We start from the raw sequence: 23,592 nt of genomic DNA on the forward strand, positions 1-23,592 counted from the left end.
CAACGGGGCGCGCGAGGCGGCCCCTCAACACTGGAGAGCAGCAATGCAGAACAAAGACATCGTGAGGACCGCGATGACGGAACTTTTCGTCAACCGCGACCTCACCGCCCTCGATCGCTACTGGGACCCGGGCTACATCCAGCACAACCCGCGGATGCCCAATGGGGTGGAGTTCTTCAAGAAGATGATCCCGAGCCTTGGCGCCAACTTCAAGTACGAGCCTGGCCTCGTCATCGAAGAGGGCGAGTTCGTCATGATCCACGGCCGCTACACGGGCTGGGGCGACAAGACCATGATCGGTGCCGACATCTTCCGCGTGCGCGGCGGCAAGTTCGTCGAGCACTGGGACGTGATCCAGGAAGAGGTGCCGGTGAGCCAGACGGTGACCCGGAACGCGATGTTCCCGATCGAGTAAATGATCTGGATGCGCTTCGTCGAGGACACGCAGGTCGAAGGGCGTTTCTTCCCGCGGGGCGCCGAAGTGGAGGTCATTGCCGCTGGCGCGATAGCCATCGTGCCGCCGGATCCGGCCGCTCACGCGACGATGTGCGCGGTCTCGATGAAGCGCCTCGTTGCCCTGAAGGCTTTTCGCGTCTTGCTGCTGAATCGTGAAGCCGGTCTGGCCGGCGCCCTGGTCCGACTTGGCATCGATGAGGCAGATGTTCGCGCGAGCATTGAACGCCGATCGCCGGCATGCGAAGTGCTCGAAGTTTCGGAAGTATCTGGCGACCAGGTCTGAGGCGTTACAGCCACGCTGACTGCAACGATGGTCACGAGTGCCCAAAACGGAAGGCCGATGAAGTATGGAACGGCCAAGCCACCGAGGCCGATCAAGATGCCGATAGCCTCCTTCACGGAACTCGCCAGCGCGACTAGGTTTTTCAGCCATGCGGTCAACGCGCCCATTGCTACCTCGACGAGGCGCTGGCTGCGCTCTGCTTCGCCTCGGCTGCTTTTGGAACCGGAGATGGCGCCAGGCTGGCCGTGACGAAGCCAACGACGGCTGCAAACACCGCCGCGACAACTGCTTTGCCCCACTCGTTCGAAAGCGTCGCCAATGAGCGATAGAAGGCGTGCCTCTTTCGGATGTCACCGAGAACGATCCACCAGAACGTACATCGTTCCAAACGCGTCAGCGAACCGGGGCCGCCAAACATGGAGCTCATCCGAAGGACGATCAGATGTTTCTGGATCATCTTACGGATCAGTGGCCGCGTTATTTCCGTAGGATCGAGCGGACCACTGAGGAAATACTCGCCGTCCGACGGCTTCATCCAGTCGGAACTTCTCGGGTTCGAGATAAAGAACACATGGCCATCAGGGGACTGGCTCGCGGCGAGTTGCCCGCCGCCTTCAAGAATCTGCTGGTCCTCGTATTCCGGCTCGTCGAAGAGCGATAGATGTTTCCTACGGAGCGCATTCGTGGGCAGAGAGCCGAACGAAAGCGTCACGAGTCCGCAATTTGGAACGTCGTGCACACCGACTGACGAATGCATCGGGAAACCCGCCGCCCTAGCTGCTTGAGTGAACTCGGCGAATCCATGAGACAAGCGCACCATCGTCTCGACTCGCCAATTCAGGCGCCGATACTCGAGCAGCGTCCCAGCTCGGAGCAGCCTTTTTGTGACTGCATCAACCTTCCCTTGCATGGCTTCGACCATCGCTATGGTTTTCCATGAATCTACCCGGTCCATGCTCGCCGGGTACTGTGGCTAACCATGGTCATAGCTGCAGCGCATAGGCCTGCCGCACTGTCACGCTCCTAGAAATGCTTCCAACCTACTACGCCTGCACCGCTTGCGGTGAACGCTTCGATTTCTCAAGAAGAGAAGCTGTCTATGTGACGAGCAGCAATGCAGCGCCCTTGGCCAGTCAGCTGCAAGGCGGTGACTTGCTGCAGGCACCTGTCCGCCCAGGGTGGTGCAAGGACTGCGACAAGGTCACCATCGTTGAAGACATCGCACCGTTACGTGACTTCGAGAATGCATATGGTGCCGTCCGCGCCGGCGGAACGATCGAGTACCCGTTTGACACGACGGGCATCGCCGCTGAAGACGCTCAGGCGTTGGTGGAGTCATACCTACGTTGGCGCATGGGCCGCCACCATGCACCTCGGGCGTTGTGCTGTGGCGGGATCCGGTATCAGTTCTTGGACGTCGCGACACCCTTGCTGAAGCACCATGAATGCGACTTTGGTTTCATTGAAGGACGAAGCCACATCGGCGGATACAACGGGCCGGGGCCGGGCGTCTATAGCGAGGCGGACATTCCGGTCTACAGCTCAGAAGGCGTAATGATCGGCCGGCTGACATGGCACGACCGTGGCTCAGATGTATGGCAGGTCGTGCCGGATGAGTACCCCAAGGTTGAATCGCCGTAAAAGGCTCTGGCATGCCGGCAGGCACCCATGCCACCGTGGCGATCAGTCGAGCGTGGCCACGAGCGCCACGACGACGACAAGCCCCGACACGGCAACCGCCGCGAAAACACACCACGCCCAAAGCTCGCGCCGCGCCTGCGCCGCATCGGCTTTCCGCACGGTCGTCGCCAGATCATCCAGACGCGCGCCAAGTTCGTTCTGCATCCGCGCCATTGCCCCGAGGCAGCGGTCTGTGGAAGCGATCCACGATTTCATCGGCCGCTCCTAGGCGCCACTGCCCACCGGTCAAGTCGCAGCGGTTCGACCTCCTCTTCGACGTCATCGGACAGGTCAGCGAGGAACTCGCGTGTCAGGCGCCACGCTTCAAGCTTCCGGTCGATCCTCTGAGTTGGGCCAACAAGCCTTGGGTACTCAGAGCCGAGGTGTTGAACAGGATGCCACTGCTCACGGAGGTGAAAGCGCTGGTGATACAGCGCAGCGAGTACGGTGCGCCCGCTAGAAACCCAAGCCTTCTCCGCCCTGCCGAGGGCCTGCATGCCTCCCGCCGCCAGTTGCTGGATCTGGTCACTGTTGAACCGACTGCAGCAACGTGTACAACGGCTCAGCGACGCCAGCCCCACGCGGCCGGCGGGCGTGGTCTCTATCAGGCTGGGATGCTCGACCGGCGCGGAGCATGCCTGGCAAGCTGTCACCAGCATGCAGTTGTGGGGCGGACACCAGCGCCAGCAGCGAAAGCGCCAGTGGATATCCAGGTGGGCCACCTTCCTCTCGGCCAAGCAGCACGGACAGAACCTGAACTGAGCGGCGCCATCCTTGCCGGCCAGCAGCAAGCGAGCTGCGGAGATGCCCGATACCGCGGCGCCAGCCATCACGCGGCTCGCGATCGCAAAGCTCTGAGGCGGCAGATTGCAGCGCCATCTCAGGTCCGCCACCGCCGCATCCCTCAGGTGCCAGTCCAAGTCGACGCCAGGTGGGAGCCCCAGAAACCGCAGCAGCTCCGTCATCGCACTCAGCCCCTGTGCGCAGGCGAGCCGCGTCAACCAAGAGGTCGGCGCCTCGAACGGAAACGGCGCCGGCACGCCGTACGACAAGCGTTGTGAAGCGCCTTTCATAGGAACAGCGGCATCTGACGTCGTGGACGTGCCCCGACACGGCGGACGCCCGGCGACCGATTGGCACGGTGGACATCCAGCAACCAAGCTGCCCGCTGGCCATCCAGCTCGGCGGCCGGCTCGTCAGCCAGCTCCGCGAGAACTGGGAGATGGACGGTGTCGAACACATCGGGCGCGATGGTCTCAGCCTGACCCAGGTCGATGAGCCTTCGAAGGCCACGCACCAGCACACCACCCACTTCCACCAGGCCCGCCGAGCTATGCCGCACATTGCGGACCGGATCGCCCGGCGCCTCCAGCAGCCCGAACGCCTCGACGAGCCGGTATGCGCCGTCTAGCGTCAGATCGTGCAGCAGCGGCGGCAATGCGCCCATCGCATCTTGAGCGGCTGGCGCGTCGCCACGCAGGACGGCATCCACCCAGCGGAGCCAGAAGTTCAACTCGGGCTCCAGTGGTCGGCCCTCCTCCGTCGTCTTGAAGAACCGACCGCACTGGCAGATGCGAACGGCGGGCCGCGCCCACCGGATGGGCCTGCTGCAGGCACCGCATTGCTGTAGCAAGCTGTAGCCATGCCGGCAGCAGGCCGGTGCTGCCCTTGTCATCCAGACGACAAGGGCAAAGCCGCGCTCACGCAGGCAGGCCGGACACACCTTGGCAAGCATGCTGGTGGGGGCAACCCAGCGGCTGAGCCGCTGCCCCGCCAGGTGCACCCATCGACCGCCACCGCGCCATTCGAGCAGGACCATGCGGCCGCGCACGTCGTCGGCGTCAGCGTGAAGTGCCCAGGCGAGCACCGCGACGTCGGCCTCGCCCAGGGCCTGACGTCGATCCAAGCCCATCCACCGCATGCCTTCCTCGTAGCCCACACCGTTGGCCTGGAACGCCCGCAGCATCCAGCTCATCGCCGACTCGCCAAGCTGCGGGTTGACGGACACACCGAGCCTGCCTTGTTCAAGCGCCGGCATAGGGATTCACCATCTGGCTCGCTGAGCCGCTGATGCGATGGAAAGCCACCTCGAAATGGCTGCGATCCACGACCTTCGCGCCGTCGTCGATCGCCACCAGCACAGCCTCGGTCAGCAGCAACTTCGTGCGGCGCCTGTTCCCCAGCACGGCCTTGTGGGTCAGTCCGGCAAAGCCCTTCTCGTCCAAGATGTTCAGGTCGACAGATTTCGTGCGGCGGCCGATTTCGGCGAGGAACTGCTTCCACGCCTTGTTCTGCTCGAAGTGCTGCAAGCTGAGTCGGACCGACACACGGTCGGCCAACGACTCGTCCACCCGCTCCAAGCCGCCGAAGCTGTCGCTGGCCAGGAAGACCAACGCGATGCCGGTCTCATCCATGAGGTCACGGAACACCTCTGATGCGGTTGTTTCGACAGCACCCTTCAAGGCCGCCTTCGAGGATTTCCGAACGGATTGCTCCAAGACATGCGCGTGGTCCACGAAGATGATCCGCGTGCCCTGCCTCGACTCCGGCTCATCCCCCCGAATCTGCAGTCTGTCGCGCCGCGCTAGGCCCCTGCCCGTGGCGGCGATATGGTGTGCTACATCAGCAACACACCCCCGGAGCGCCCATGACTCCCACCTGGACCGACCAGGCGCCGATCTACCAGCAACTGGCCGATCGCCTGGCCGTGCAACTGCTCGATGGCAGCCCCCCGGAAGGCGAGGCCCTGCCCTCGGTGCGTCAGCTCGCCAGTCAATACGTCATCAACCCATTGACGGTCACGCGGGCGCTTCAGGCGCTCAGCGATCACGGCCTGATTGAATCGCGCCGCGGCTTGGGCATGTTTGTGATGGCCGGCGCCCGCGAGCGGCTGTTGCACCAGGAGCGCGAACAGTTCCTTCAGAAGGACTGGCCGGCGCTGCGCGCCAAGCTCAAGCGGCTGGGGTTGAACGCCAAGGATCTGAACTGGGAGTCGACATGAACCTCATCGAAGTCAAGAACGTCACGCTGCGCTACGGCAAGAAGACGGCGCTGAGCGACGTCTCCATCACCGTGCCCAAGGGCCGCGTCGTGGGCTTGCTGGGCCACAATGGTGCCGGCAAGACCTCGCTGATGAAAGCGCTGGTGGGCCTGCTGCCGGTGCAGGGTGACATGACGGTGCTGGGTCTCCGGCCCGCGGACGATCGCCAGACGCTGCTGGAGCAGCTCAGCTACATCCCCGACGTGGCTGTACTGCCGCGCTGGGCCAGGGTCCACGAGCTGATCACGCTAATGACGCGGCTTCAGCCCAGGTTCTCGGCGGAACGCGCCCGTGCGCTGCTCAAGCGCACCAGCGTGAACGAGAACGACAAGATCAAGAGCCTGTCCAAGGGCATGGTGGCGCAGACGCACCTGGCGCTGATCGCCGCGATCGATGCGAAGCTGATGGTCCTGGACGAGCCGACGCTGGGCCTGGACGTGGTGTCGCGCAAGAGCTTCTACGAAATGCTGATCGACGAGTGGTGCGACGGCGAGCGCAGCGTACTGATCTCGACGCATCAGGTTGAGGAGGTCGAGGCGCTGCTGAGCGACGTGATCATGCTAGACGAGGGGCGCGTGGCGCTCTCCATCAGCCTGGAGGACATCGACCGCCGCTTTGTCGCGCTGAACCATGACCCCGCCGCCGCCGATGCGATGGCTGCTGCCCACCCGTTGCTGCGCTACCGTGAGCAAGGCCGCACGACATCGCTGTTCGACGGTGCGCCGCCCGAGCATGTGGCCAGCCTGGGCCAGCGCGTGCGGCCCAGCCTCGTCGACCTTTTCATGGCGCTGACCCGCAACCCGGCGCTGAACGGCAAGCAGGCCTGACGGCCCCACAAGGAGACGCCATGACTTCCCATATCCCCACCCTGCTGCTGCGCGAGTGGATGCAGCACAAGCGCGGCTGGCTGATCGCCGCCTTTGCGCCCCCCCTCCTTTTCCTGGCCATGCTGCCCTTCGGTCATGTGCAGGGCCTGCCCGCGGATCGCAGGGAGCTGCTCTCCCTTGGCATCTTGCTGATCAGCGCCAGCGCGGTGTTCGCGATCTGCCTGCTGGTGGCGTTGTTCCAACTGCCCGGACTGGCGCGCCGCGATGCCCAGGACCGCTCCATCGAGTTCTGGCTGTCGCTCCCGGGGAGACCCAGCGAGAGCGTGGCGGCCACCGTGCTGGCCCATGCCTGGCTGGCACCCGTGGGCGGCGCCGTCGTCGGCACGTTGTTCGGCCTGCCGATCGCGATGTCGGTGCTGGCGGCCCAGGGAGGTGCGGGCGCGGTGACCAGCGTGAACTGGAACGAGGTCGTTGCCGCCGCGCTGCCGCTGCTGCTGCGAGGCCTGGCTGGCACGCTGCCGCTGATGCTGTGGCTAGCGCCGCTGGTCTTCGTGCTAATGGCCGCCTCGGCCTGGCTCAAGCGCCTGGGGGTGCCGCTGATCCTCGTCGGTGGGTTGGTGCTCGTCCTCGTGCTGGACAAGGTCTACAGCATCGACTGGCCGATGCGGGCGCTGGGTGCGTGGAACGTGCAGCTCAGCCGTGCGCTGGTCAACGACGGCCCGGGCCTCAAGGAGGCGCTCATGTCTGACGTCAACCTGTGGACCTGGGTCACGCAGGACTTCGGTCGCGCCTTGTCGGAACTGGCGTCGCTGCAGTTCCTGGGCTGGGCTGCCGTGGCCGCCGCGGGCTTCGCCTTGGTGGTGGCGAAGCGCTCGCGGGCCGGTTGACGGTCAGGCCGGGGAACCGGCCAGTCCTTCGCTTGCCGGCGGCACGATGCGTGCCGCCATTTCCTTGCGGAAGCGGTTGAGTTCCTGCACGGTTGCAAAGCTGCGGTCCATCAGCAGGCTCATGTTGTGCAGGATGCGCTCGACGACCTTGTTCTCCCACACGGCGTCGAACTGGATCTGCGTGTCCAGCCAGCGCTCCAGCCACTCGGGGTCGGGCAGGCGGCTCTGGATGGTGTCGCGCGGGAACAGCTTGGCGTTGACGTGCAGGTTGGTGGGGTGCAGGGCCTGGGCCGTGCGGCGGGCGCTGGCCATCAGCACCCCCACCTTGGCGAAGGCGGCACGCGCCTCGTCGCCGAACTTGGTCATGGCGCGCTTCATGTAGCGCAGGTAGGCGCCACCATGGCGGGCCTCGTCGCGCGACAGTGTTTCGTAGATGGCCTTGATGACCGGCTCGGTATGCCATTCGGCAGCACGGCGGTACCAGTGGTTCAGGCGGATCTCGCCGCAGAAGTGCAGCATCAGCGTCTCCAGCGCCGGCGCCGGATCGAAGTCGAAGCGCACCTCGTGCAGCTCGGCCTCGGTGGGCACCAGGTCGGGGCGGAAGCGCTTGAGGTATTCCATCAGCACCAGGCTGTGCTTCTGCTCTTCGAAGAACCAGACCGACATGAAGGCGGAGAAGTCGCTGTCCTCGCGGTTGTCGCGCAGGAACATCTCGGTGGCGGGCAGAGCCGACCACTCGGTGATGGCGTTCATCTTGATCGTCTGGGCCTGCTCGTCGGTGAGCAGGGTTGGATCGAACTTGTCCCAGGGGATGTCGCTGTCCATGTTCCAGCGCACGGCTTCGAGTTGCTTGAACAGTTCGGGGTAAAGCATGGCGGGTCCTCGTTTAGAGACGGGATTCTAAAAGTTCGCGCCGACTTGCCATTTCGGCCCTCGACGGAGGTCCATTCGTCCGGGCTTGGCGCCCCTTGCCGGCATCGCAGCCATGCACTGTTTTCAAAGCAGGAGTGGAGTGCCTCAGGGGCGCCTGACATCCGGTCATGACGGCAACAATCGTCGCCTAAATCTGGTACAGCGCTCAGGAACTTCATGCTTCGAGGCGCCTCTCAGGCTACATACAGTGAAAACCCGAGTCCAACGCAGGGCGCAGGTTTCCGTCGTTCAACCTCGAATTTGGGTCGCGCAACCTCTCTGGGTTCAGAGCAGCAATCTCGGAGCCGTTCTCCTCCTCCTCCCTCCCTCCCTCGTTGGCTTCGAGGCGTTCTGCGGCCACTTTTACAACCCAGACCCGCGTCGATGACGCGGGTCTGCTTTATTTCAGCCAGCCTTTGCGGCGGAAGTAGATGAAGGGCGCTGCCACCGACAGCAGCATCAGTACGAGGGCGAAGGGGTAGCCCCAGCGCGACTCCAGCTCTGGCATGTGCCGGAAGTTCATGCCATAGATTGACGCGATCAGCGTTGGCGGCAGCAATGCCACGCTGGCCACGGAGAAGATCTTGATGATCTTGTTTTGGTTGATGTTGATGAAGCCGACCGTGGCGTCCATCAGGAAGTTGATCTTGTCGAACAGGAAGGCCGTGTGGGAATCCAGCGAGTCGATATCGCGCAGGATCTGGCGCGATTCCTCGAACTGTTCGGCGTTCAGCATGCGGCTGCGCATCATGAAGCTGACCGCACGGCGCGTGTCCATCACGTTGCGGCGGATGCGGCCGTTCAAGTCTTCCTCGCGGGCGATCGCTGCCAGCACTTCACCGGCCTCGGCGTCGGTCACGTTGCTCTTCAGCACGCGGGCGCTGACGGCCTCCAGCTTGTCGTAGATGCCCTCCAGCACGTCGGCCGAGTACTCGGCATCGGCGTCATAGAGCTTGAGCAGCACATCCTTGGCATCCTCGATCAGTGCCGGGATGCGCCGTGCGCGCAGGCGCAGCAGGCGGAACACCGGCAGGTCCTCGTTATGGATCGAGAACAGGATGTTGTTGAACAGGATGAAGGCCACGCGCACATTGCGAGCCTGGCCGTCGTCATCGATGAGGAAGTCGGAGCGGATGTGCAGCTCCCCGTTGTCCTCCTCGTAGAAGCGCGCCGACTCTTCCAGATCCTCGTCGACGATGTCCTCAGGGATGGTCAGGCCGAAGCGGTCGCGTATCCAGCCCTTTTCCTCTGCGCTGGGGCTTTCCAGGTCCACCCAGACCGGGCGCGACTGGGCCAGGTCTTCTGCGGTTTCGATCTCTTGCTGGAACAGGCCGCCCTTCAGGCGTCCGTTGTCCAGCGTGAACACATTCAGCATGCCTCGTCTCCGGCAGCGACAAGCGGGGAGGACGACTGCTGCCGTCCGGGGTGGTGGGGTTCAGGTCAACCGTCTCACTCCGGGCGGGCGGGCCACAGGCGGGCCCGAGCGGCGGGAGCGGACGGTCACCGAGGGTGATCGCTGTCCAAGAAGCTCTCCATGGGGGAAATAGCCGAGGATTATTGCACCGCGCAGCGCGTGAAAGAAGCCGCAAAAAGTTGATCCATAAGGGCACAAAGCTTCACCGTCATCCTCTTGTCACGGTGCTGCTTCGCGCGCAAACTGGGTTCGTCGATTTCCCCACTCCCACCCACTCTGCTACTCGAAAAGACCCTCTCCCTCCTCCTCCCCTAGATTCTGTTTTTTTCAGTTCCCCCGGTTCGTTTTCCCGACCCATTCCTCTGAAAGGAGGCTTTATGAATCTGACGATCAGTGGCCATCACCTCGAAGTCACGCCAGCTCTGCGCGAGTACGTGCTCACCAAGCTGGACCGTGTGACCCGCCACTTCGACCAGGTCGTTGACATCAACGTCTTGCTGACCGTAGAGAAGCAAAAGGAGAAGGAGCGCCGCCAGCGCGCTGAAGTGACGCTACACGTCAAGGGCCGCGACATCTTCGTCGAGCAATCCCACGAGGATCTGTACGCCGCCATCGATCAGTTGATGGACAAGTTGGACCGTCAGGTCTGCCGCCACAAGGACAAGGTGCAGGATCACCATCACGCCTCGGCCAAGCGCATCGAGGTCTCGGCATCCTGAGCCCTCGGCTCATCTCACTCGGCGGCCTGCGGGCCGCTTTTGTTTTGTGGGCCAGCCCCCTCTCATCGCCCATGGTTGTTGCTGCGGTGCCGCAAAAACCCGCATTCGGGGGTCGTCGATGGTGTTTTCCACGCCTCCAAAGGCCGTCGACCACCCCAAATGGGCTCGCGGTTCCATAATCGGTGGCTCTGATTGACCCATTGCCCGGCTGCGGCCGCGCCCTTCGGGCGCCCCCGTCGTCAGGTCCCAACCCATGAACCGTCTCGCCGCCATCCTGCCCGCCGACAACGTGTTGGTGAATGTGGATGCGTCCAGCAAGAAACGCGCTTTCGAACATGCCGGCCTGCTGTTCGAGAACCATCACCAGATGGCTCGCGCGCTGGTCACCGACAACCTGTTTGCGCGTGAGCGCCTTGGCTCGACCGGCCTTGGCCATGGCGTCGCCATCCCGCATGGGCGCGTCAAGGGTCTGAAGAACCCGCTCGCTGCCGTGCTGCGCTTGGCCCAGCCAATTGGCTTCGATGCGCCGGACGATGAGCCCGTGAGCCTGCTGATCTTCCTGCTCGTGCCCGAGGCGGCCACACAGCGACATCTGGAGATCCTGTCCGAGATCGCCGAGATGCTGTCGGACCGCGAGCTGCGCGAACAGCTCAAGGCCGAGCCGGACGCGGCGACGCTGCACAAGCTGATCGCGGCCTGGGAGCCGCTGAAGTCGGTCGCCTGATCTCGCCTTGAAGCCCACTTCGATCAGCGCCGAGCGGCTCTTCGAGGAGCATCGCGAAGCCCTCCGCTGGGAGTGGATCGCCGGCCACGCCCATCCCGAGCGCCGCTTCGACGAGGCCGCCGTACGCGATGCGCAGAGCGCGGCCGACCTGGTCGGCTACCTGAACTACATCCACCCCTATCGGGTGCAGATCGTCGGTCGCCGCGAGGTCGCGTACCTGAGCCAAGAGAGCACCGAAATTCAGGACCGCCGCATCTCCCGCATCGTCACGCTGGAGCCGCCGGTCATCATCATCGCCGACGACACCGTGCCGCCGCCGCGCTTGGTGGCGATGTGCGACCGTGCCGAGATCCCGCTGTTCCGCACCAACGAATCGGCCGGCCACGTCATCGACCTGGTGCGCGGGTATCTGTCGCAGCTCTTCGCCAACCGCACGACTCGTCATGGCGTATTCATGGACATCCTCGGCCTTGGGGTACTGCTGACGGGCGAGTCGGGCCTGGGCAAGAGCGAACTGGGCCTTGAACTGATCTCGCGCGGCCATGGTCTCGTGGCCGACGATGCGGTGGACTTTTTCCGCATCGCCCAGACCGCCATTGAGGGCCGCTGCCCAGAGCTGCTGCTGAACCTGCTGGAAGTGCGAGGCATTGGCCTGCTGGACATCAAGGCGATCTTTGGCGAGACCGCCGTGCGCCGCAAGATGCGGCTCAAGCTCATCGTCCACCTGGTGCGCAAGGAGACGATGGAGCGCGACTTCGAGCGCCTGCCCTACGAGCCGCTGTACGAGGATGTGCTGGGCATGCCTGTGCGCAAGGTCGTCATTGCCGTGGACGCCGGCCGCAACCTCGCGGTGCTGGTGGAGGCTGCGGTGCGCAACACCATCTTGCAACTGCGTGGCATCGACACCTACAAGGAATTCGTCGAGCGCCACCAGCGCGCCATCGACAACGGCTCTGTCGATTGAACTCGTTGAACAGCTTTAGCGACATCGCCCGCCTGCTGGTCCTCAATACGGACAGCTACAAGACCAGCCACTGGCTGCAGTACCCGCCGGGCACGCAGACCGTCTTCAGCTACATCGAAGCCCGTGGCGGCACGCTGCCCTACACGGTCTTCTTCGGCCTGCAGGCGCTGCTGAAGGAGTACTTCACCAAGCCAGTCACGGCGGCCGACGTGGTGCTGGCGTCGGAAGTGTGTGCGGCTCATGGCGTGCCGTTCAACCGCGAGGGGTGGCAGCACGTTGTCGACGCTCACGGCGGTCGCCTGCCGCTGCGCATTCGCGCCGTACCCGAGGGCACGGTCGTGCCGATCAACCATGCACTGGTCACCGTCGAAAACACCGATCCGGCCTGCTGGTGGCTGACCAGCTACGTCGAGACGGCGCTGCTGCGTGTCTGGTATCCGACGACGGTGGCAACGCACAGCCACGCCACGCGCCGCCTCATCGCCGACGCGCTGGCGCGCAGCGGCTCACTCGAGGGTCTGCCCTTCAAGCTGCATGACTTCGGCGCGCGAGGCGTGTCGTCGCTGGAGTCGGCCATGCTGGGCGGCATGGCACACCTCGTGAACTTCCAAGGCACGGACACCATGACGGCCCTGCTGGGGGCCCGCGCCTTCTACGGTGAACCCATGGCTGGCTTCTCCATCCCGGCGGCCGAACACAGCACCATCACCGCCTGGGGGCGCGAGGGTGAGGAGGCCGCCTATCGCAACATGCTGCGTCAGTTCGGCAAGCCCGGTGCGGTGCTGGCCGTCGTGTCCGACTCCTACGACCTGGACGCAGCTGTCAGCCGGCTCTGGGGGCGGCAACTGCGCGACGAGGTCATCGCCAGCGGCGCCACCGTCGTCATCCGGCCCGACAGCGGTGATCCGGTCACCATCGTGCTGCGTACCGTGCGCGCCCTGGACGCTGCCTTCGGCAGCGACGTCAACGCCAAGGGCTACAAGGTGCTGAAGCATGTCCGCGTCATCCAGGGCGACGGCATCACCCGCCAGTCCATCGCCGCCATCCTGGCCGCATTGGAGGGCGCCGGTTACTCGGCCGACAACATCGCCTTTGGCCAGGGGGGCGCGCTGCTGCAGCAGGTCAACCGCGACACGCTGGGCTTTGCGATGAAGGCATCGGCCGTGCAGGTGGAGGGGCGCTGGCGCGACGTCTTCAAGGCTCCGGTGACTGATCCTGCCAAGCGCAGCAAGGCCGGGCGTCTCACGCTGATGCGCCAGGGCGATGACTTCGCCACGGTGCGCCTGGACTCGCCCGGTTTCCAGGAGGCCCGCGCCTCGGGCGCGATCGAGGCGTTGCGTACCGTCTTCGAGGACGGCCACCTGCTCGTCGACGACGGCTTCGCGGCAATACGCGCGCGGGCTGCAGAAGCCTAGCTGCGGTTCGGGCAGTTGGTCTTCACGCAGCTCGCATAGAGGGCGAGCGAATGCTCCTGCAGCTGGAAACCGCGCTCGCTCGCGATGGCGTGCTGGCGCTCCTCGATACCGGGGTCGAAGAACTCCTCGACCCGGCCGCAATTCAGGCAGACGAGGTGGTCGTGGTGATGCCCCTCGTTGAGTTCGTAAACGGCCTTGCCGGTCTCGAAATGGTTGCGGCTCAGCAGGCCCGCCTGCTCGAACTGCTGCAGCACGCGGTAAACCGTCGCCAGGCCGATGTCGGCACCCTCGCCGAGCAAAGCCTTGTAAACATCTTCAGCGGTCATGTGGCGCTGGGCCGCGCGCTGGAAGATCTCGAGGATCTTGATGCGTGGCAGCGTCGCCTTGAGGCCGCTGTTCTTGATGTCGCTGGTCTGGTTCTTTGCGGAGGAGCTGGGCATGGCACTGGGGGCCGGGGCCGGAAGGTGGCCCCGCTAGAATCCGCCCGATCATAGCCAGCCGAGACCTCGGCCGGTGTTTCCGTCCATCCCGCCCTCTGTCAGCCGCCCCATGCGTCCCTTGCTTGCCTCTCTCCCGCTGCTCGCACTGCTTGGCGGCTGCTCCTATCTGCCCACCTGGGATTCCCTGCCGTCCCTGCCCTCCGTCACCGGCGAGAAGGTGCTAGGCGTGCTGACACCCTACCGGGTCGAGGTCGTCCAGGGCAACGTGCTGACCAAGGAGATGGTCGCGCGCGTCAAGCCCGGCATGAACAAGGCCCAGGTGCGCGATCTGCTCGGCTCGCCACTGCTGACCGACGTCTTCCACGAGTCGCGCTGGGACTACCCCTTCACCATCCGTCGCCAGGGCACGCCGGCGCAGCAGCGCCTGGTCGTCGCCGAGTTCGACGGTGACAAGCTCAAGACGCTGACGGTGCCTGATGACCTGCCGACCGAGAACGATTTCGTCGCTGCGATCAACACCTTCAAGCCCGACGGCAAGCAGCCCAAGCTGGAGTTGAGCGAGGCCGAGCGCACGGCATTGCCGCCGCCCAAGCGCAGCGCCGAGGCCGCGCCGACCGCCGCCGCCGAAGGTCCGGCGCCGGGTCGTACCTATCCCCCGCTGGACGCCAAGACGGGATCCGGCACGTGATCAAGGTCGCCGTCATGGGCGCCTCCGGGCGCATGGGCAAGATGCTCATCGAGGCCGTTGAGGCCGCTGACGACTGCGTGCTGCACGTCACGCTGGACAAGGGCGCCGACGTGCGGAGCGGTCTCGCGGGCGCTGACGTGATGATCGACTTCACCCGCCCCGAGGCCACGCTGTCTCATTTGGCCGTCTGTGCCGAGTTGGGCGTCAAGGCCGTCGTGGGTACCACCGGCTTCGACGAGGCCCAGAAGGGCGAGATCGCAAAGCTCGCTGAGCGCACGGCCATCGTGTTCGCGCCCAACATGAGCGTGGGTGTCAATGTCGTGCTGAAGCTGCTGGACCTTGCTGCCCGCGCGATGAACGAGGGCTTCGACATCGAGATCATCGAGGCCCATCACCGCATGAAGGTGGACGCCCCCAGCGGCACCGCGCTGCAGATGGGCCAGGTTGTCGCTGACGCGCTGGACCGTGACCTGAAGGCCTGCGCCGTCTACGGCCGCGAAGGGGTTACCGGCCAGCGGGATCCGTCAACCATCGGCTTCGCCACCGTGCGTGGCGGCGACATCATCGGCGACCACACTGTGCTGTTCGCCGGCATCGGCGAGCGCATAGAGATCAGCCACAAGGCCAGCAATCGCGGCATCTACGCCCAGGGCAGCCTGCGTGCCGCGCGCTTCCTTGCGGGCAAGACGGCGGGCCTGTTCGGCATGAACGACGTGTTGGGTTTCGCCTGAGCATGGGCGGCTTCGCGGACTTCTGGGCCCAAAGCGACCTGGTCGGCCGCGCGGTGGCGCTGCTGCTGCTGGCAATGTCGGTCAGCGCCTGGGCGCTGATCCTTTGGAAGACCTGGCTGCTGCGGCGTGCGCGCCGCGGCTTGGAGCGAGCCGTCCCCGCGTTCTGGTCGGCCGCTGGCGTGGCCGAGGGACGCGGCGCGCTGCAGAACTTCGACACGGAGGCCCTGCTGCTGCCGCTGCTGGATGCCGCCACGGCCGAGACGCGCGAGGCCACGCTGGATGCTGCTGGCCGACGCGAGTCCCGCCTGACGCGCCGTCTGCGCGATGCGCTGCATGCGGTGCTGGCGCGACTGCAGTTCGGCCAGGTATTGATGGCCTCCATCGGCGCGACGGCCCCCTTCGTCGGCCTGTTCGGCACGGTCTGGGGCATCTACCACGCGCTGGTCAGCATCTCGGCGGCCGGCAACATCACCATCGAGAAGATTTCCGGCCCGGTCGGCGAGGCGTTGATCATGACGGCCGCGGGCCTGGCCGTCGCCATCCCTGCCGTGCTGGCCTACAACGTCTTCGGCAAGATGGTCGCTGCCTGTGAGGCCGACCTCGAAGGCTTTGCGCACGATCTGCGCGAGTTGCTGGACCACGACTGATCATGGCCTTCGGCCGGCTTGAGAAACCGGAGGGCTCGCGCCCGATGAGTGACATCAACATGACGCCCCTCATCGACGTCATGCTGGTGCTGCTGGTCATCTTCATGATCACGGCGCCGTTGATGACGGCCTCGTTGCGCCTGGACCTGCCCAAGAGCGAGGCCGCCACGCCCAGCGACGTACCCAGCTTCGTCGCCGTGGCCATCACGCCTGACGGCAAGCTGCATCTGGGCGAGGAAGAGCTGGCGCCCGAGGCCTTCCAGCAGCGCATCTCGGAGCTCGGGCGCGCCAATGCGCAGATGGAAGTGCAACTGCGCGCCGACCGCACCGTGCCTTACGGCCAGGTGGCCGAGCTGATCGGCTGGGTACAGGCTGCGGGGTTGAGCCGCATCGCCTTCGTCGCACAGGCTGCTGCGTCGGCACCCTGACCGAAGGCTGCACCAAGGGGTGCCCAATACAATTTGGCGTATGAACGCCAAGACCGAAGCGCCCAGCTACAACCCGACCGAGATCGAAGCCGCCGCCCGTGCCTACTGGACGGAGCGCGACGCCTACCGCGTCACCGAAGACGCCAGCAAGCCGCATTTCTATGCATGCTCCATGCTGCCGTACCCGAGCGGCAAGCTGCACATGGGCCATGTGCGCAACTACACGATCAACGACATGCTGGCCCGCCAGCTGCGCATGAAGGGCTACAACGTCCTCATGCCCATGGGTTGGGACGCCTTCGGCCTGCCGGCCGAGAACGCCGCGATGAAAGGCAAGGTGCCGCCCGCGCAGTGGACCTACTCCAACATCGCCCATATGAAGGGCCAGATGCAGGCCATGGGCCTGGCCATCGACTGGAGTCGCGAGGTTGCGACCTGCCAGCCCAGCTACTACAAGTGGAATCAGTGGCTGTTCCTCAAGATGCTGGAGGCCGGCATCGCCGAGCGCCGCACGCAGGTCGTCAACTGGGACCCGGTGGATCAGACCGTGCTGGCCAACGAGCAGGTCATCGATGGTCGTGGCTGGCGCTCCGGCGCGCTGGTCGAGAAGCGCGAGATTCCGGGCTACTACCTGAAGATCACGCAGTACGCCGAGGAGCTGCTGTCGGCCGTGGCCGACCCGGCCGATCCCAACTACCTGAGTGGCTGGCCCGAACGCGTCAGGCTGATGCAGGAGAACTGGATCGGCAAGAGCCAGGGGGTGCGCTTTGCGTTCCCGCACTCGATCGAAGGGGGCGGTGGGCGCCTGTGGGTGTTTACGACCCGTGCCGACACCATCATGGGCGTGACCTTCTGCGCCGTAGCCCCGGAGCATCCACTGGCCACCATCGCCGCCAAGGACAAGCCCGAAGTCGCTGCTTTCATCGAGGAATGCAAGGCTGGCGGCACGACCGAGGCCGAATTGGCCACGCAGGACAAGAAGGGTGTGCCGACGGGCCTGTTTGTCACCCATCCCATCACCGGCGCGCAGGTCGAGGTGTGGGTTGGCAACTACGTGCTGATGAGTTACGGCGACGGCGCCGTCATGGGCGTGCCCGCGCACGACGAACGCGACTTCGCGTTCGCGAACAAGTACGGCCTGCCCATCAGGCAGGTCATCGATGTCGAAGGCCAGGCCTACGACTCGAAGACCTGGGCCGAGTGGTACGGCGACAAAGCCAGGGGCCGCTGCATCGAGTCCGGCGTGCTGGACGGCCTGTCGCATGTCGACGCGGTCAACAAGGTTGCCGAACTGCTGGCCGCGCAGGGCCTGGGCGAGAAGAAGACCACCTGGCGCCTGCGCGACTGGGGCATCAGCCGCCAGCGCTACTGGGGCACGCCCATCCCCATCATCCACTGCGACGCCTGCGGCGTCGTCCCTGTGCCCGAGCAGGACCTGCCCGTCGTGCTGCCCGAGGACCTGATCCCCGACGGCAGCGGCAACCCGCTGAACAAGCATGCCGGCTTCCTGAACGTCGGCTGCCCAAAGTGCGGCAAGCCGGCGCGCCGCGAGACGGACACGATGGATACCTTCGTGGACTCGTCCTGGTACTTCATGCGCTACTGCGACCCCACCAACGATCAGGCCATGGTCGCCGAGGGCACGCAGTACTGGATGCCGATGAACCAGTACATCGGCGGCATCGAGCACGCCATCCTGCACCTGCTGTATGCGCGTTTCTGGACCAAGGTGATGCGCGACCTGAAGCTGGTATCGGTGAGTGAGCCGTTCGAGAAGCTGCTGACGCAGGGCATGGTCTTGAAGGGTGCGTTCTTCCACAAGCCCGAGGGCGGTGGCAAGAACTACTACTGGGAGCACGAGGTCGACGTCCTCCACGACGACAAGGGCGGCATCGCCGGTGCCAGGCTGAAGAAGGACGGTACGCCGCTCGAGTACGAGATGACGACCATGTCCAAGTCCAAGAACAACGGCGTGGACCCGCAGGCGCTCATCGATCAGTACGGCGCCGACACGGCCCGTCTGTTCGTCATGTTTGCGTCACCGCCGGAGCAGACGCTGGAGTGGAACGACGCCGCGGTCGAAGGTGCCCATCGCTTCCTGAAGCGCGTCTGGAACTTCGGCGCGCGCAATGCCGACGCCATCAAATCCGCTGGTGCCGACTACGCTGCGCTGAACGGTGACGGCAAGGCCCTGCGCCGCGAGGTGCACAACGTGCTTAAGCAGGTCAGCTACGACTACGAGCGGATGCAGTACAACACCGTCGTTTCCGGCGCGATGAAGCTGCTGAATGCGCTGGAAGGCTTCAAGGCCGAGGGCCAGGCCGCCGCTGTGCGCGACGGCTTCTCGGTGTTGCTGCGCGTGCTGTACCCCGCCACGCCGCACGTCTCCCACCAGCTGTGGCAGGACCTGGGGTTTGTCGCCGAGCTGGGTGACCTGCTGGATGCGCCCTGGCCCGCGGTCGACGAGGCCGCACTGGTGCAGGACGAGATCGAGCTGATGCTGCAGGTCAACGGCAAGCTGCGCGGCTCGGTGAAGGTGCCGGCCGGCGCCGACAAGGCTGCCATCGAGGCCGCCGCGCTGGCCAACCCGGAGTTCGCCAAGTTCAGCGAAGGCAGGGCGCCGAAGAAGGTCGTCATCGTGCCCGGCCGCCTGGTCAACGTCGTCGTCTGAGCCCATGAGCCCCCAAGCTCGTTCAAGCTCGTTGGCTCCTGAGGCGCAAGACGGCCTCGGGCGACCCGTGGGTGTCTTGGACCGCCGCTTCGCGCTGATCGGCCTCGCATTCCTTGCCGGCTGCGGCTTCGAATTGCGTCGCGAGCCGGAGCTGCGCTTCCAGACGCTGGCGCTGACGGGCTTTGCGCCCGACTCGCCGCTGGCGGCTGGCCTGAAGCGCCAGATCAAGCGCACGCCGGTGCAGCTGGTCGAAGACCCTTCGCGTGCCCAGGTGGTGCTGGAGGCCACGCACGAGGTCCGTGACCGAACCGTCGTCGCATCCACCAGCGTGGGCCAGGTGCGTGAATGGCAGCTGCGCCTGCAGTTCGACTACCTGATCCGCACGGCCGCAGGCGAGCTGCTGGTGCCCAAGGTGGAGCTGCGGCTGTCGCGCGACATGAACTACACCGAATCCACCGCGCTGGCCAAGGAGCAGGAAGCCGCCAACCTCTACGGGGCCATGCATTCCGACGCGATCGCGCAGGTCATGCGTCGCCTGGCCGCCGTGAAGCTTCCAAGCTGATGCAACTGCGCGCCGAAGGCCTCGCCGCCCACCTGACCAAGGGCCTGGCCCGCATCTACACCGTCCACGGCGACGAGCCACTGCTCGCCCAGGAGGCCGCCGACCAGATCCGCGCCGCCGCCCGCACCCAGGGCTTCGGTGAGCGGCAGATCTTCACCGTCTCCGGTGCCTATTTCGACTGGGCGCCCGTGCTGGCTGCCGCTCAGGCCATGAGCCTGTTCGCCGAGCGCCAGTTCATCGAGATCCGCATCCCGACCGGCAAGCCTGGCAAGGACGGCTCAGAGGCGCTGCAGCGTTATGCCGAGGCTGCGCCCGACGACGTGCTGACGCTGGTGACGCTGCCGCGGCTGGACAAGACCCAGCTCAGCAGTGCCTGGTTCATGGCGCTGGACGGCCATGGGGTGTCGTTGCGCGTCGAGCCGGTGGAGCGGCGCATGCTGCCGGCATGGCTGGCCCAGCGCCTCAAGGCTCAGGGGCAGTCCGTGCCTGAGGGCGAGGATGGCCAGAAGGCACTGGCCTTCTTCGCCGACCGTGTGGAGGGCAACCTGCTGGCTGCTCACCAGGAGCTGCAGAAACTCGCGTTGCTGCACCCCAAGGGCGAGCTGACGCTGGAGCAGATCGAGGCCGCCGTGCTGGATGTCGCGCGCTTCGACGTCTTCAAGCTCAGCGAGGCCGTGCTGTCCGGCAACGTGCCGCGCCTGCTACGCATGCTGGACGGTCTTGAAGCCGAGGGGGAGGCGGCCGTGCTGGTGCACTGGACTCTGGCCGAGGATGCGCGCGCGCTGGCTCGCGTGCGGTCCGCGCTGGACGCCGGACGGCCACTGCCGCTGGCGCTGCGCGAGGCACGGGTCTGGGGGGCCAAGGAGCGCCTCATCGAGCGCATCGCGCCGCGGCTCGACTCGGCTCAGGCTGGCACCCTGGTGCAGGCGGCCCAGGTCTGCGACGGCCTCGTCAAGGGGCTGCGCCACCCCGATTGGCCTTCGGAGCCCTGGGCCGCCCTACGTCGTCTCGCCTTGATGGTTGCCGAGGCGGCAAGCGGCAAGGTGGGGGCGGTTCTGGCGGCGCGCTGAGCCCGATTGGGCTATCGTCCTGGGCGGACACCATGACGATGCCTCTTCGCCACCTGATGCCTGCCGCCCTGGCAACGCTCGCGCTGGTCGCGCAGGCGGTACCCGTGACCGTGCAATTGCAGGGGCCGGACGGCCAGCCGCTGGCTGGTGCCGCGGTAGCCGTCGAGCTGAAGGGCCGTGCAAGCCGGGCGACGAATGCCAGGGCCGAGATGGGCCAGCGCGACCGGCAGTTCACGCCTCAGCTCCTTGTCGTGCAGACCGGCACGGCGGTCAGCTTCCCGAACTTCGACACCGTGAGGCATCACGTCTACTCGTTCTCGCCCATCAAGGTCATCGACATCAAGCTCTACTCAGGCACGCCGGCCGAGCCGATCGTCTTTGACAAGCCCGGCGTCGCCACGCTGGGCTGCAACATCCACGACCGCATGAGCGCCCACATCGTCGTCGTCGACACGCCGCTGTTCGCGCGCACCGACGACCGGGGCCGGGCCAGCTTCGACCTGGCCGCAGGCGAACACATCGTCAAGGTCTGGCATGCGGGCCAGAAGGCACCGGCCTTGCAGAGCCTCCGATTGAGCGTGCCGGCTGCGGGCGGTACCAGCGTGCTGACGCTGGGCGACTGATGCGCGGGCCCGCCTGGCTGAACCTGCGCCGCCTGGAAGGGCGCATCGTGGCCCTGTTCCTGGCGCTGCTGTTGGTCGTGCAGCTTGTCAGCTTCGGTGCCATCCATGCCAGCATCACCCACAACGCCGAGGCTTCGCTGGCCGCCGAGCTGCAGACCGGCGAGCGCGTGCTGCGGCGCCTGCTGGACCAGCGCGCCGGCAAGCTGCGCGACGCCGCGGAGCTGCTGGCAAAGGACTACGGGTTTCGCAGCACCGTGGGTCTGTCGCTGGCCGAGGCGGGCACCGTGGAGACCATCAAGGACGCCCTCGTGAACCAGGGCGAACGCGTCAGTGCCTCCGTGGTGGCCTATTTCGACGACCACCAGAAACTCGTCGCTGCAACGCGCGACGGCTCGGCCGCCTTCGGCGCGGCGCTGGGCCAGCTCATCAAGAGCAGCGACGGTGTCGGCGCGGCGCTGGCCGTGCAAGGCAGCCAGGTCTTCCAGGTCGTCGTCGTCCAGGTGCGCACCCCGGCGCCGGTGGGCTGGGTGCTGATGGCCTTCGCGCTGGACCGCGAGGTGCTGGACGACCTCAAGGCGTTGTCTGAACTGCAGAGCGTCGTGCTGCTGCAGGCTCCGACCCAGCCCTGGCTGAACATCGTCGACAACCTCGGCGAGGCTGGCGCCACGGCCCTGCACGCCGGCCTGGGCCGATCCGCCCCGGTGGACGGTATCCTCGAGCTGGCCGGCGAGCGCATGGGCAGCCGTTTCGTGCCGCTGATCGGTGCCGGAGAGCAGCCTCTGGGCGTGCTGCTGCTGCGTTCGCTGGACGTGGCGCTGGCGCCCTACCAGCAACTGCAACTGGTATTGCTTGGCCTGACCGTGCTGGGCGTGGCTGTCTTCGCGCTGGTGAGCGTGCTGCTGGCGCGCGGCATCAGCAATCCCATCACGGCGCTGTCGGTCTCGGCGCGCCGCCTGGAGAGCGGCGACTACGACACGCCTGTGCCGGCGACCTCCAATCTGGACGAGGTGCACGAGTTGGCAGTCGCGCTGGAGAGCATGCGCGAGGGCATACGCCGCCGGGATGCCATGGTCAACAAGCTGGCCTATGTAGACCCGCTGACGCTGCTGCCCAACCGTGCGCGCTTCGCGGAGTTCCTGCAGCATCACCTCGTCCACAGCGACCTGCCCGGCGCCGTGCTGATGCTGGACCTGGACCGCTTCAAGCACGTCAACGACGTGCTGGGCCACGAGGTTGGGGACCGTCTGCTGCAGTCGGTGGCCGAGCGCCTGCAGGCGCTGTGCGCGCCGGGCGCATCGGTGCTTGCGCGGCTGTCGGGCGACGAGTTCGCCGTGCTGTTGGCGGACACCGATGCCCATGCCGCCAGCGAGGCGGCGCTGGCCATCCTGAAGGACTTCGAACGCCCGCTGCAGATCGACAACGAGACCATCGACCTCGGCGCGGGCATCGGCATTGCGCTGTTCCCCGAGCATGGCCGCGACGTCAACCTGCTGCTGGGCCGCGCCGAGCTGGCCATGTACGCGGCCAAGACGCGCCAATGCGGCAGCCTGATCTACCACGCCCAGCTGGACGCCGGCAGCCAGGAGTCCCTGTCGCTGTTGTCCGAGCTGCGGCGGGCCATCGAGAACGACGAGCTGCGCCTGTATCTGCAACCCAAGATCGACCTGCAGCACGGGAAGGTTGTCGGTGCCGAGGCCCTGGTGCGCTGGCAGCACCCGACGCGCGGCCTGGTGCCGCCCATGCAGTTCATTCCCTTTGCGGAGCAGACGGGCTTCATCCGCATGCTCAGCGCCTGGGTGCTGTCTGGGGCGGCCCGCTTCGCGCGCCAGGCGTCGGACGCGGGCCTGGTGCTGCGGCTGTCGGTCAACCTGTCCACGCGCGACCTGATGGACCAGGACCTGCCGGCCAAGATCGAGGCCATGGTGGTGCCGCTGCAAGTGCCACCGGCCTCGCTGTGCCTGGAGATCACCGAGAGTGCCATCATGGACGACCCTGAGCGGGCCCTGTCTACGCTGGAGCACCTGCACGCCATGGGCTTCAAGCTTTCCATCGACGACTTCGGCACCGGCTACTCGTCGCTGGCCTACCTGAAGCGCCTGCCGGTGGACGAGCTCAAGATTGACAAGAGTTTCGTCATGGCCATGGAGCGCGACCTGGATGACGCGCGTATCGTGCGCTCCACCATCGAGCTGGCGCACAACCTCGGCCTGAGCGTCGTCGCCGAGGGCCTGGAGACGGTCAAGGCCTGGGCCATGCTGGCCCGCCTGGGCTGCGACGAAGGCCAGGGCTACTGTGTCTGCAAGCCCATGCCGCAGGAGCGTTTCATCGCCTGGGCCAAGGCCTGGCAGGCGCCGGACATCTCGGGCGTCACGGCCGAAAGCCTGATGGCGAAACTTGGCTGACCCGTACCC

General features: G+C 65.8%; 27 protein-coding genes. 19 read left to right on the forward strand and 8 right to left on the reverse strand.

Annotated features, from left to right (window positions below):
- Positions 1 to 43 precede the first annotated feature (43 nt).
- Positions 44 to 415 (forward strand): nuclear transport factor 2 family protein, encoded by a 372-nt coding sequence (locus QM732_RS25355; protein WP_415658856.1) that lies wholly within the window; start codon positions 44 to 46, stop codon positions 413 to 415.
- Entirely contained in the window at positions 416 to 739 is a 324-nt protein-coding gene (locus QM732_RS25360; protein ID WP_415658857.1) for a hypothetical protein, read from the forward strand.
- Between the two features lie 169 nt (positions 740 to 908).
- Here the strand turns inward: QM732_RS25360 and QM732_RS25365 are convergent, their stop codons facing one another.
- Positions 909 to 1,661, reverse strand: coding sequence for a hypothetical protein (locus QM732_RS25365; protein ID WP_415658858.1), 753 nt, complete (start codon positions 1,659 to 1,661; stop codon positions 909 to 911).
- A 107-nt stretch (positions 1,662 to 1,768) separates the two neighbouring features.
- Here QM732_RS25365 and QM732_RS25370 point away from each other — a divergent pair, with 107 nt between their 5' ends.
- Entirely contained in the window at positions 1,769 to 2,380 is a 612-nt protein-coding gene (locus tag QM732_RS25370; RefSeq protein ID WP_415658859.1) for a hypothetical protein, read from the forward strand.
- 42 nt (positions 2,381 to 2,422) lie between these two features.
- On the opposite strand, the gene QM732_RS25375 is transcribed toward QM732_RS25370, so the two are convergent.
- From QM732_RS25375 to QM732_RS25390, 4 genes are read right to left on the reverse strand one after another with little or no spacing between them, the layout of a single operon-like run.
- A complete protein-coding gene (locus QM732_RS25375; RefSeq protein WP_415658860.1) occupies positions 2,423 to 2,635 on the reverse strand; it encodes a hypothetical protein in 213 nt (70 codons plus the stop codon).
- The gene (locus QM732_RS25380; protein WP_415658861.1) at positions 2,632 to 3,492 is read right to left on the reverse strand and encodes a TniQ family protein; all 861 of its coding nucleotides are present in this window, start codon (positions 3,490 to 3,492) and stop codon (positions 2,632 to 2,634) included. Before QM732_RS25380 ends, QM732_RS25375 begins: the two co-directional genes overlap by 4 nt.
- Complete coding sequence (locus tag QM732_RS25385) at positions 3,489 to 4,457, reverse strand: TniQ family protein (protein WP_415658862.1); 969 nt, start codon at positions 4,455 to 4,457, stop codon at positions 3,489 to 3,491. Before QM732_RS25385 ends, QM732_RS25380 begins: the two co-directional genes overlap by 4 nt.
- A complete protein-coding gene (locus QM732_RS25390) occupies positions 4,444 to 4,935 on the reverse strand; it encodes a hypothetical protein (protein WP_415658863.1) in 492 nt (163 codons plus the stop codon). The genes QM732_RS25385 and QM732_RS25390 overlap by 14 nt, the downstream gene beginning before the upstream one ends.
- A gap of 131 nt (positions 4,936 to 5,066) precedes the next feature.
- Between QM732_RS25390 and QM732_RS25395 the strand changes: the two genes are divergently transcribed.
- The 3 genes from QM732_RS25395 to QM732_RS25405 are packed head-to-tail and all read left to right on the forward strand — an operon-like array spanning position 5,067 to position 7,173.
- Positions 5,067 to 5,420 carry a GntR family transcriptional regulator gene (locus tag QM732_RS25395; protein ID WP_415658864.1) on the forward strand — a complete coding sequence of 118 codons (354 nt, stop codon included), beginning with the start codon at positions 5,067 to 5,069 and terminating at the stop codon, positions 5,418 to 5,420.
- Entirely contained in the window at positions 5,417 to 6,286 is an 870-nt protein-coding gene (locus QM732_RS25400; RefSeq protein WP_415658865.1) for an ABC transporter ATP-binding protein, read from the forward strand. Before QM732_RS25395 ends, QM732_RS25400 begins: the two co-directional genes overlap by 4 nt.
- A 20-nt stretch (positions 6,287 to 6,306) precedes the next feature.
- Complete coding sequence (locus QM732_RS25405; RefSeq protein ID WP_415658866.1) at positions 6,307 to 7,173, forward strand: hypothetical protein; 867 nt, start codon at positions 6,307 to 6,309, stop codon at positions 7,171 to 7,173.
- Between the two features lie 3 nt (positions 7,174 to 7,176).
- Here QM732_RS25405 and QM732_RS25410 read toward each other — a convergent pair whose 3' ends face one another.
- On the reverse strand, positions 7,177 to 8,046 hold the full coding sequence (locus tag QM732_RS25410; protein WP_415658867.1) for a ferritin-like domain-containing protein: 870 nt from the start codon (positions 8,044 to 8,046) through the stop codon (positions 7,177 to 7,179).
- A 439-nt stretch (positions 8,047 to 8,485) separates the two neighbouring features.
- A complete protein-coding gene (corA, locus tag QM732_RS25415) occupies positions 8,486 to 9,460 on the reverse strand; it encodes a magnesium/cobalt transporter CorA (RefSeq protein WP_415658868.1) in 975 nt (324 codons plus the stop codon).
- A gap of 416 nt (positions 9,461 to 9,876) precedes the next feature.
- Between corA and hpf the strand changes: the two genes are divergently transcribed.
- The 4 genes from hpf (at position 9,877) to QM732_RS25435 (ending at position 13,321) form a co-directional block, all read left to right on the forward strand.
- Positions 9,877 to 10,218 (forward strand): ribosome hibernation-promoting factor, HPF/YfiA family, encoded by a 342-nt coding sequence (hpf, locus tag QM732_RS25420; RefSeq protein ID WP_415658869.1) that lies wholly within the window; start codon positions 9,877 to 9,879, stop codon positions 10,216 to 10,218.
- A 253-nt stretch (positions 10,219 to 10,471) separates the two neighbouring features.
- Complete coding sequence (ptsN, locus tag QM732_RS25425) at positions 10,472 to 10,942, forward strand: PTS IIA-like nitrogen regulatory protein PtsN (protein ID WP_415658870.1); 471 nt, start codon at positions 10,472 to 10,474, stop codon at positions 10,940 to 10,942.
- A gap of 7 nt (positions 10,943 to 10,949) precedes the next feature.
- The gene (gene hprK, locus QM732_RS25430; protein ID WP_331177752.1) at positions 10,950 to 11,906 is read left to right on the forward strand and encodes an HPr(Ser) kinase/phosphatase; all 957 of its coding nucleotides are present in this window, start codon (positions 10,950 to 10,952) and stop codon (positions 11,904 to 11,906) included.
- Entirely contained in the window at positions 11,903 to 13,321 is a 1,419-nt protein-coding gene (locus QM732_RS25435; RefSeq protein ID WP_415658871.1) for a nicotinate phosphoribosyltransferase, read from the forward strand. The genes hprK and QM732_RS25435 overlap by 4 nt, the downstream gene beginning before the upstream one ends.
- Here QM732_RS25435 and fur read toward each other — a convergent pair.
- Positions 13,318 to 13,761, reverse strand: a complete 444-nt coding sequence (gene fur / locus QM732_RS25440; RefSeq protein WP_415658872.1) for a ferric iron uptake transcriptional regulator — start codon at positions 13,759 to 13,761, stop codon at positions 13,318 to 13,320. The genes QM732_RS25435 and fur overlap by 4 nt on opposite strands.
- A gap of 109 nt (positions 13,762 to 13,870) precedes the next feature.
- Between fur and QM732_RS25445 the strand changes: the two genes are divergently transcribed.
- From QM732_RS25445 to QM732_RS25485, 9 genes are all read left to right on the forward strand, one after another.
- Positions 13,871 to 14,449, forward strand: a complete 579-nt coding sequence (locus tag QM732_RS25445) for an outer membrane protein assembly factor BamE (RefSeq protein ID WP_415658873.1) — start codon at positions 13,871 to 13,873, stop codon at positions 14,447 to 14,449.
- Positions 14,437 to 15,180 carry a 4-hydroxy-tetrahydrodipicolinate reductase gene (gene dapB, locus QM732_RS25450; protein WP_415659438.1) on the forward strand — a complete coding sequence of 248 codons (744 nt, stop codon included), beginning with the start codon at positions 14,437 to 14,439 and terminating at the stop codon, positions 15,178 to 15,180. Before QM732_RS25445 ends, dapB begins: the two co-directional genes overlap by 13 nt.
- Before the next feature lie 2 nt (positions 15,181 to 15,182).
- On the forward strand, positions 15,183 to 15,827 hold the full coding sequence (locus QM732_RS25455) for a MotA/TolQ/ExbB proton channel family protein (RefSeq protein ID WP_415658874.1): 645 nt from the start codon (positions 15,183 to 15,185) through the stop codon (positions 15,825 to 15,827).
- Between the two features lie 2 nt (positions 15,828 to 15,829).
- A complete protein-coding gene (locus QM732_RS25460) occupies positions 15,830 to 16,255 on the forward strand; it encodes an ExbD/TolR family protein (protein ID WP_415658875.1) in 426 nt (141 codons plus the stop codon).
- A 40-nt stretch (positions 16,256 to 16,295) separates the two neighbouring features.
- Positions 16,296 to 18,926: a leucine--tRNA ligase gene (gene leuS, locus QM732_RS25465; protein WP_415658876.1), complete on the forward strand. Its 2,631-nt coding sequence runs from the start codon at positions 16,296 to 16,298 to the stop codon at positions 18,924 to 18,926.
- A 76-nt stretch (positions 18,927 to 19,002) separates the two neighbouring features.
- Complete coding sequence (gene lptE / locus QM732_RS25470) at positions 19,003 to 19,488, forward strand: LPS assembly lipoprotein LptE (protein WP_415658877.1); 486 nt, start codon at positions 19,003 to 19,005, stop codon at positions 19,486 to 19,488.
- Positions 19,488 to 20,558, forward strand: a complete 1,071-nt coding sequence (gene holA / locus QM732_RS25475; RefSeq protein WP_415658878.1) for a DNA polymerase III subunit delta — start codon at positions 19,488 to 19,490, stop codon at positions 20,556 to 20,558. The genes lptE and holA overlap by 1 nt, the downstream gene beginning before the upstream one ends.
- Before the next feature lie 32 nt (positions 20,559 to 20,590).
- Positions 20,591 to 21,181, forward strand: coding sequence for a methylamine utilization protein (locus tag QM732_RS25480; RefSeq protein WP_415658879.1), 591 nt, complete (start codon positions 20,591 to 20,593; stop codon positions 21,179 to 21,181).
- Positions 21,181 to 23,583 (forward strand): putative bifunctional diguanylate cyclase/phosphodiesterase, encoded by a 2,403-nt coding sequence (locus QM732_RS25485; RefSeq protein WP_415658880.1) that lies wholly within the window; start codon positions 21,181 to 21,183, stop codon positions 23,581 to 23,583. The genes QM732_RS25480 and QM732_RS25485 overlap by 1 nt, the downstream gene beginning before the upstream one ends.
- Positions 23,584 to 23,592: the final 9 nt, after the last annotated feature.

The organism is Roseateles sp., assembly GCF_047654805.1.
Classification (GTDB): Bacteria; Pseudomonadota; Gammaproteobacteria; order Burkholderiales; family Burkholderiaceae_C; genus Pelomonas.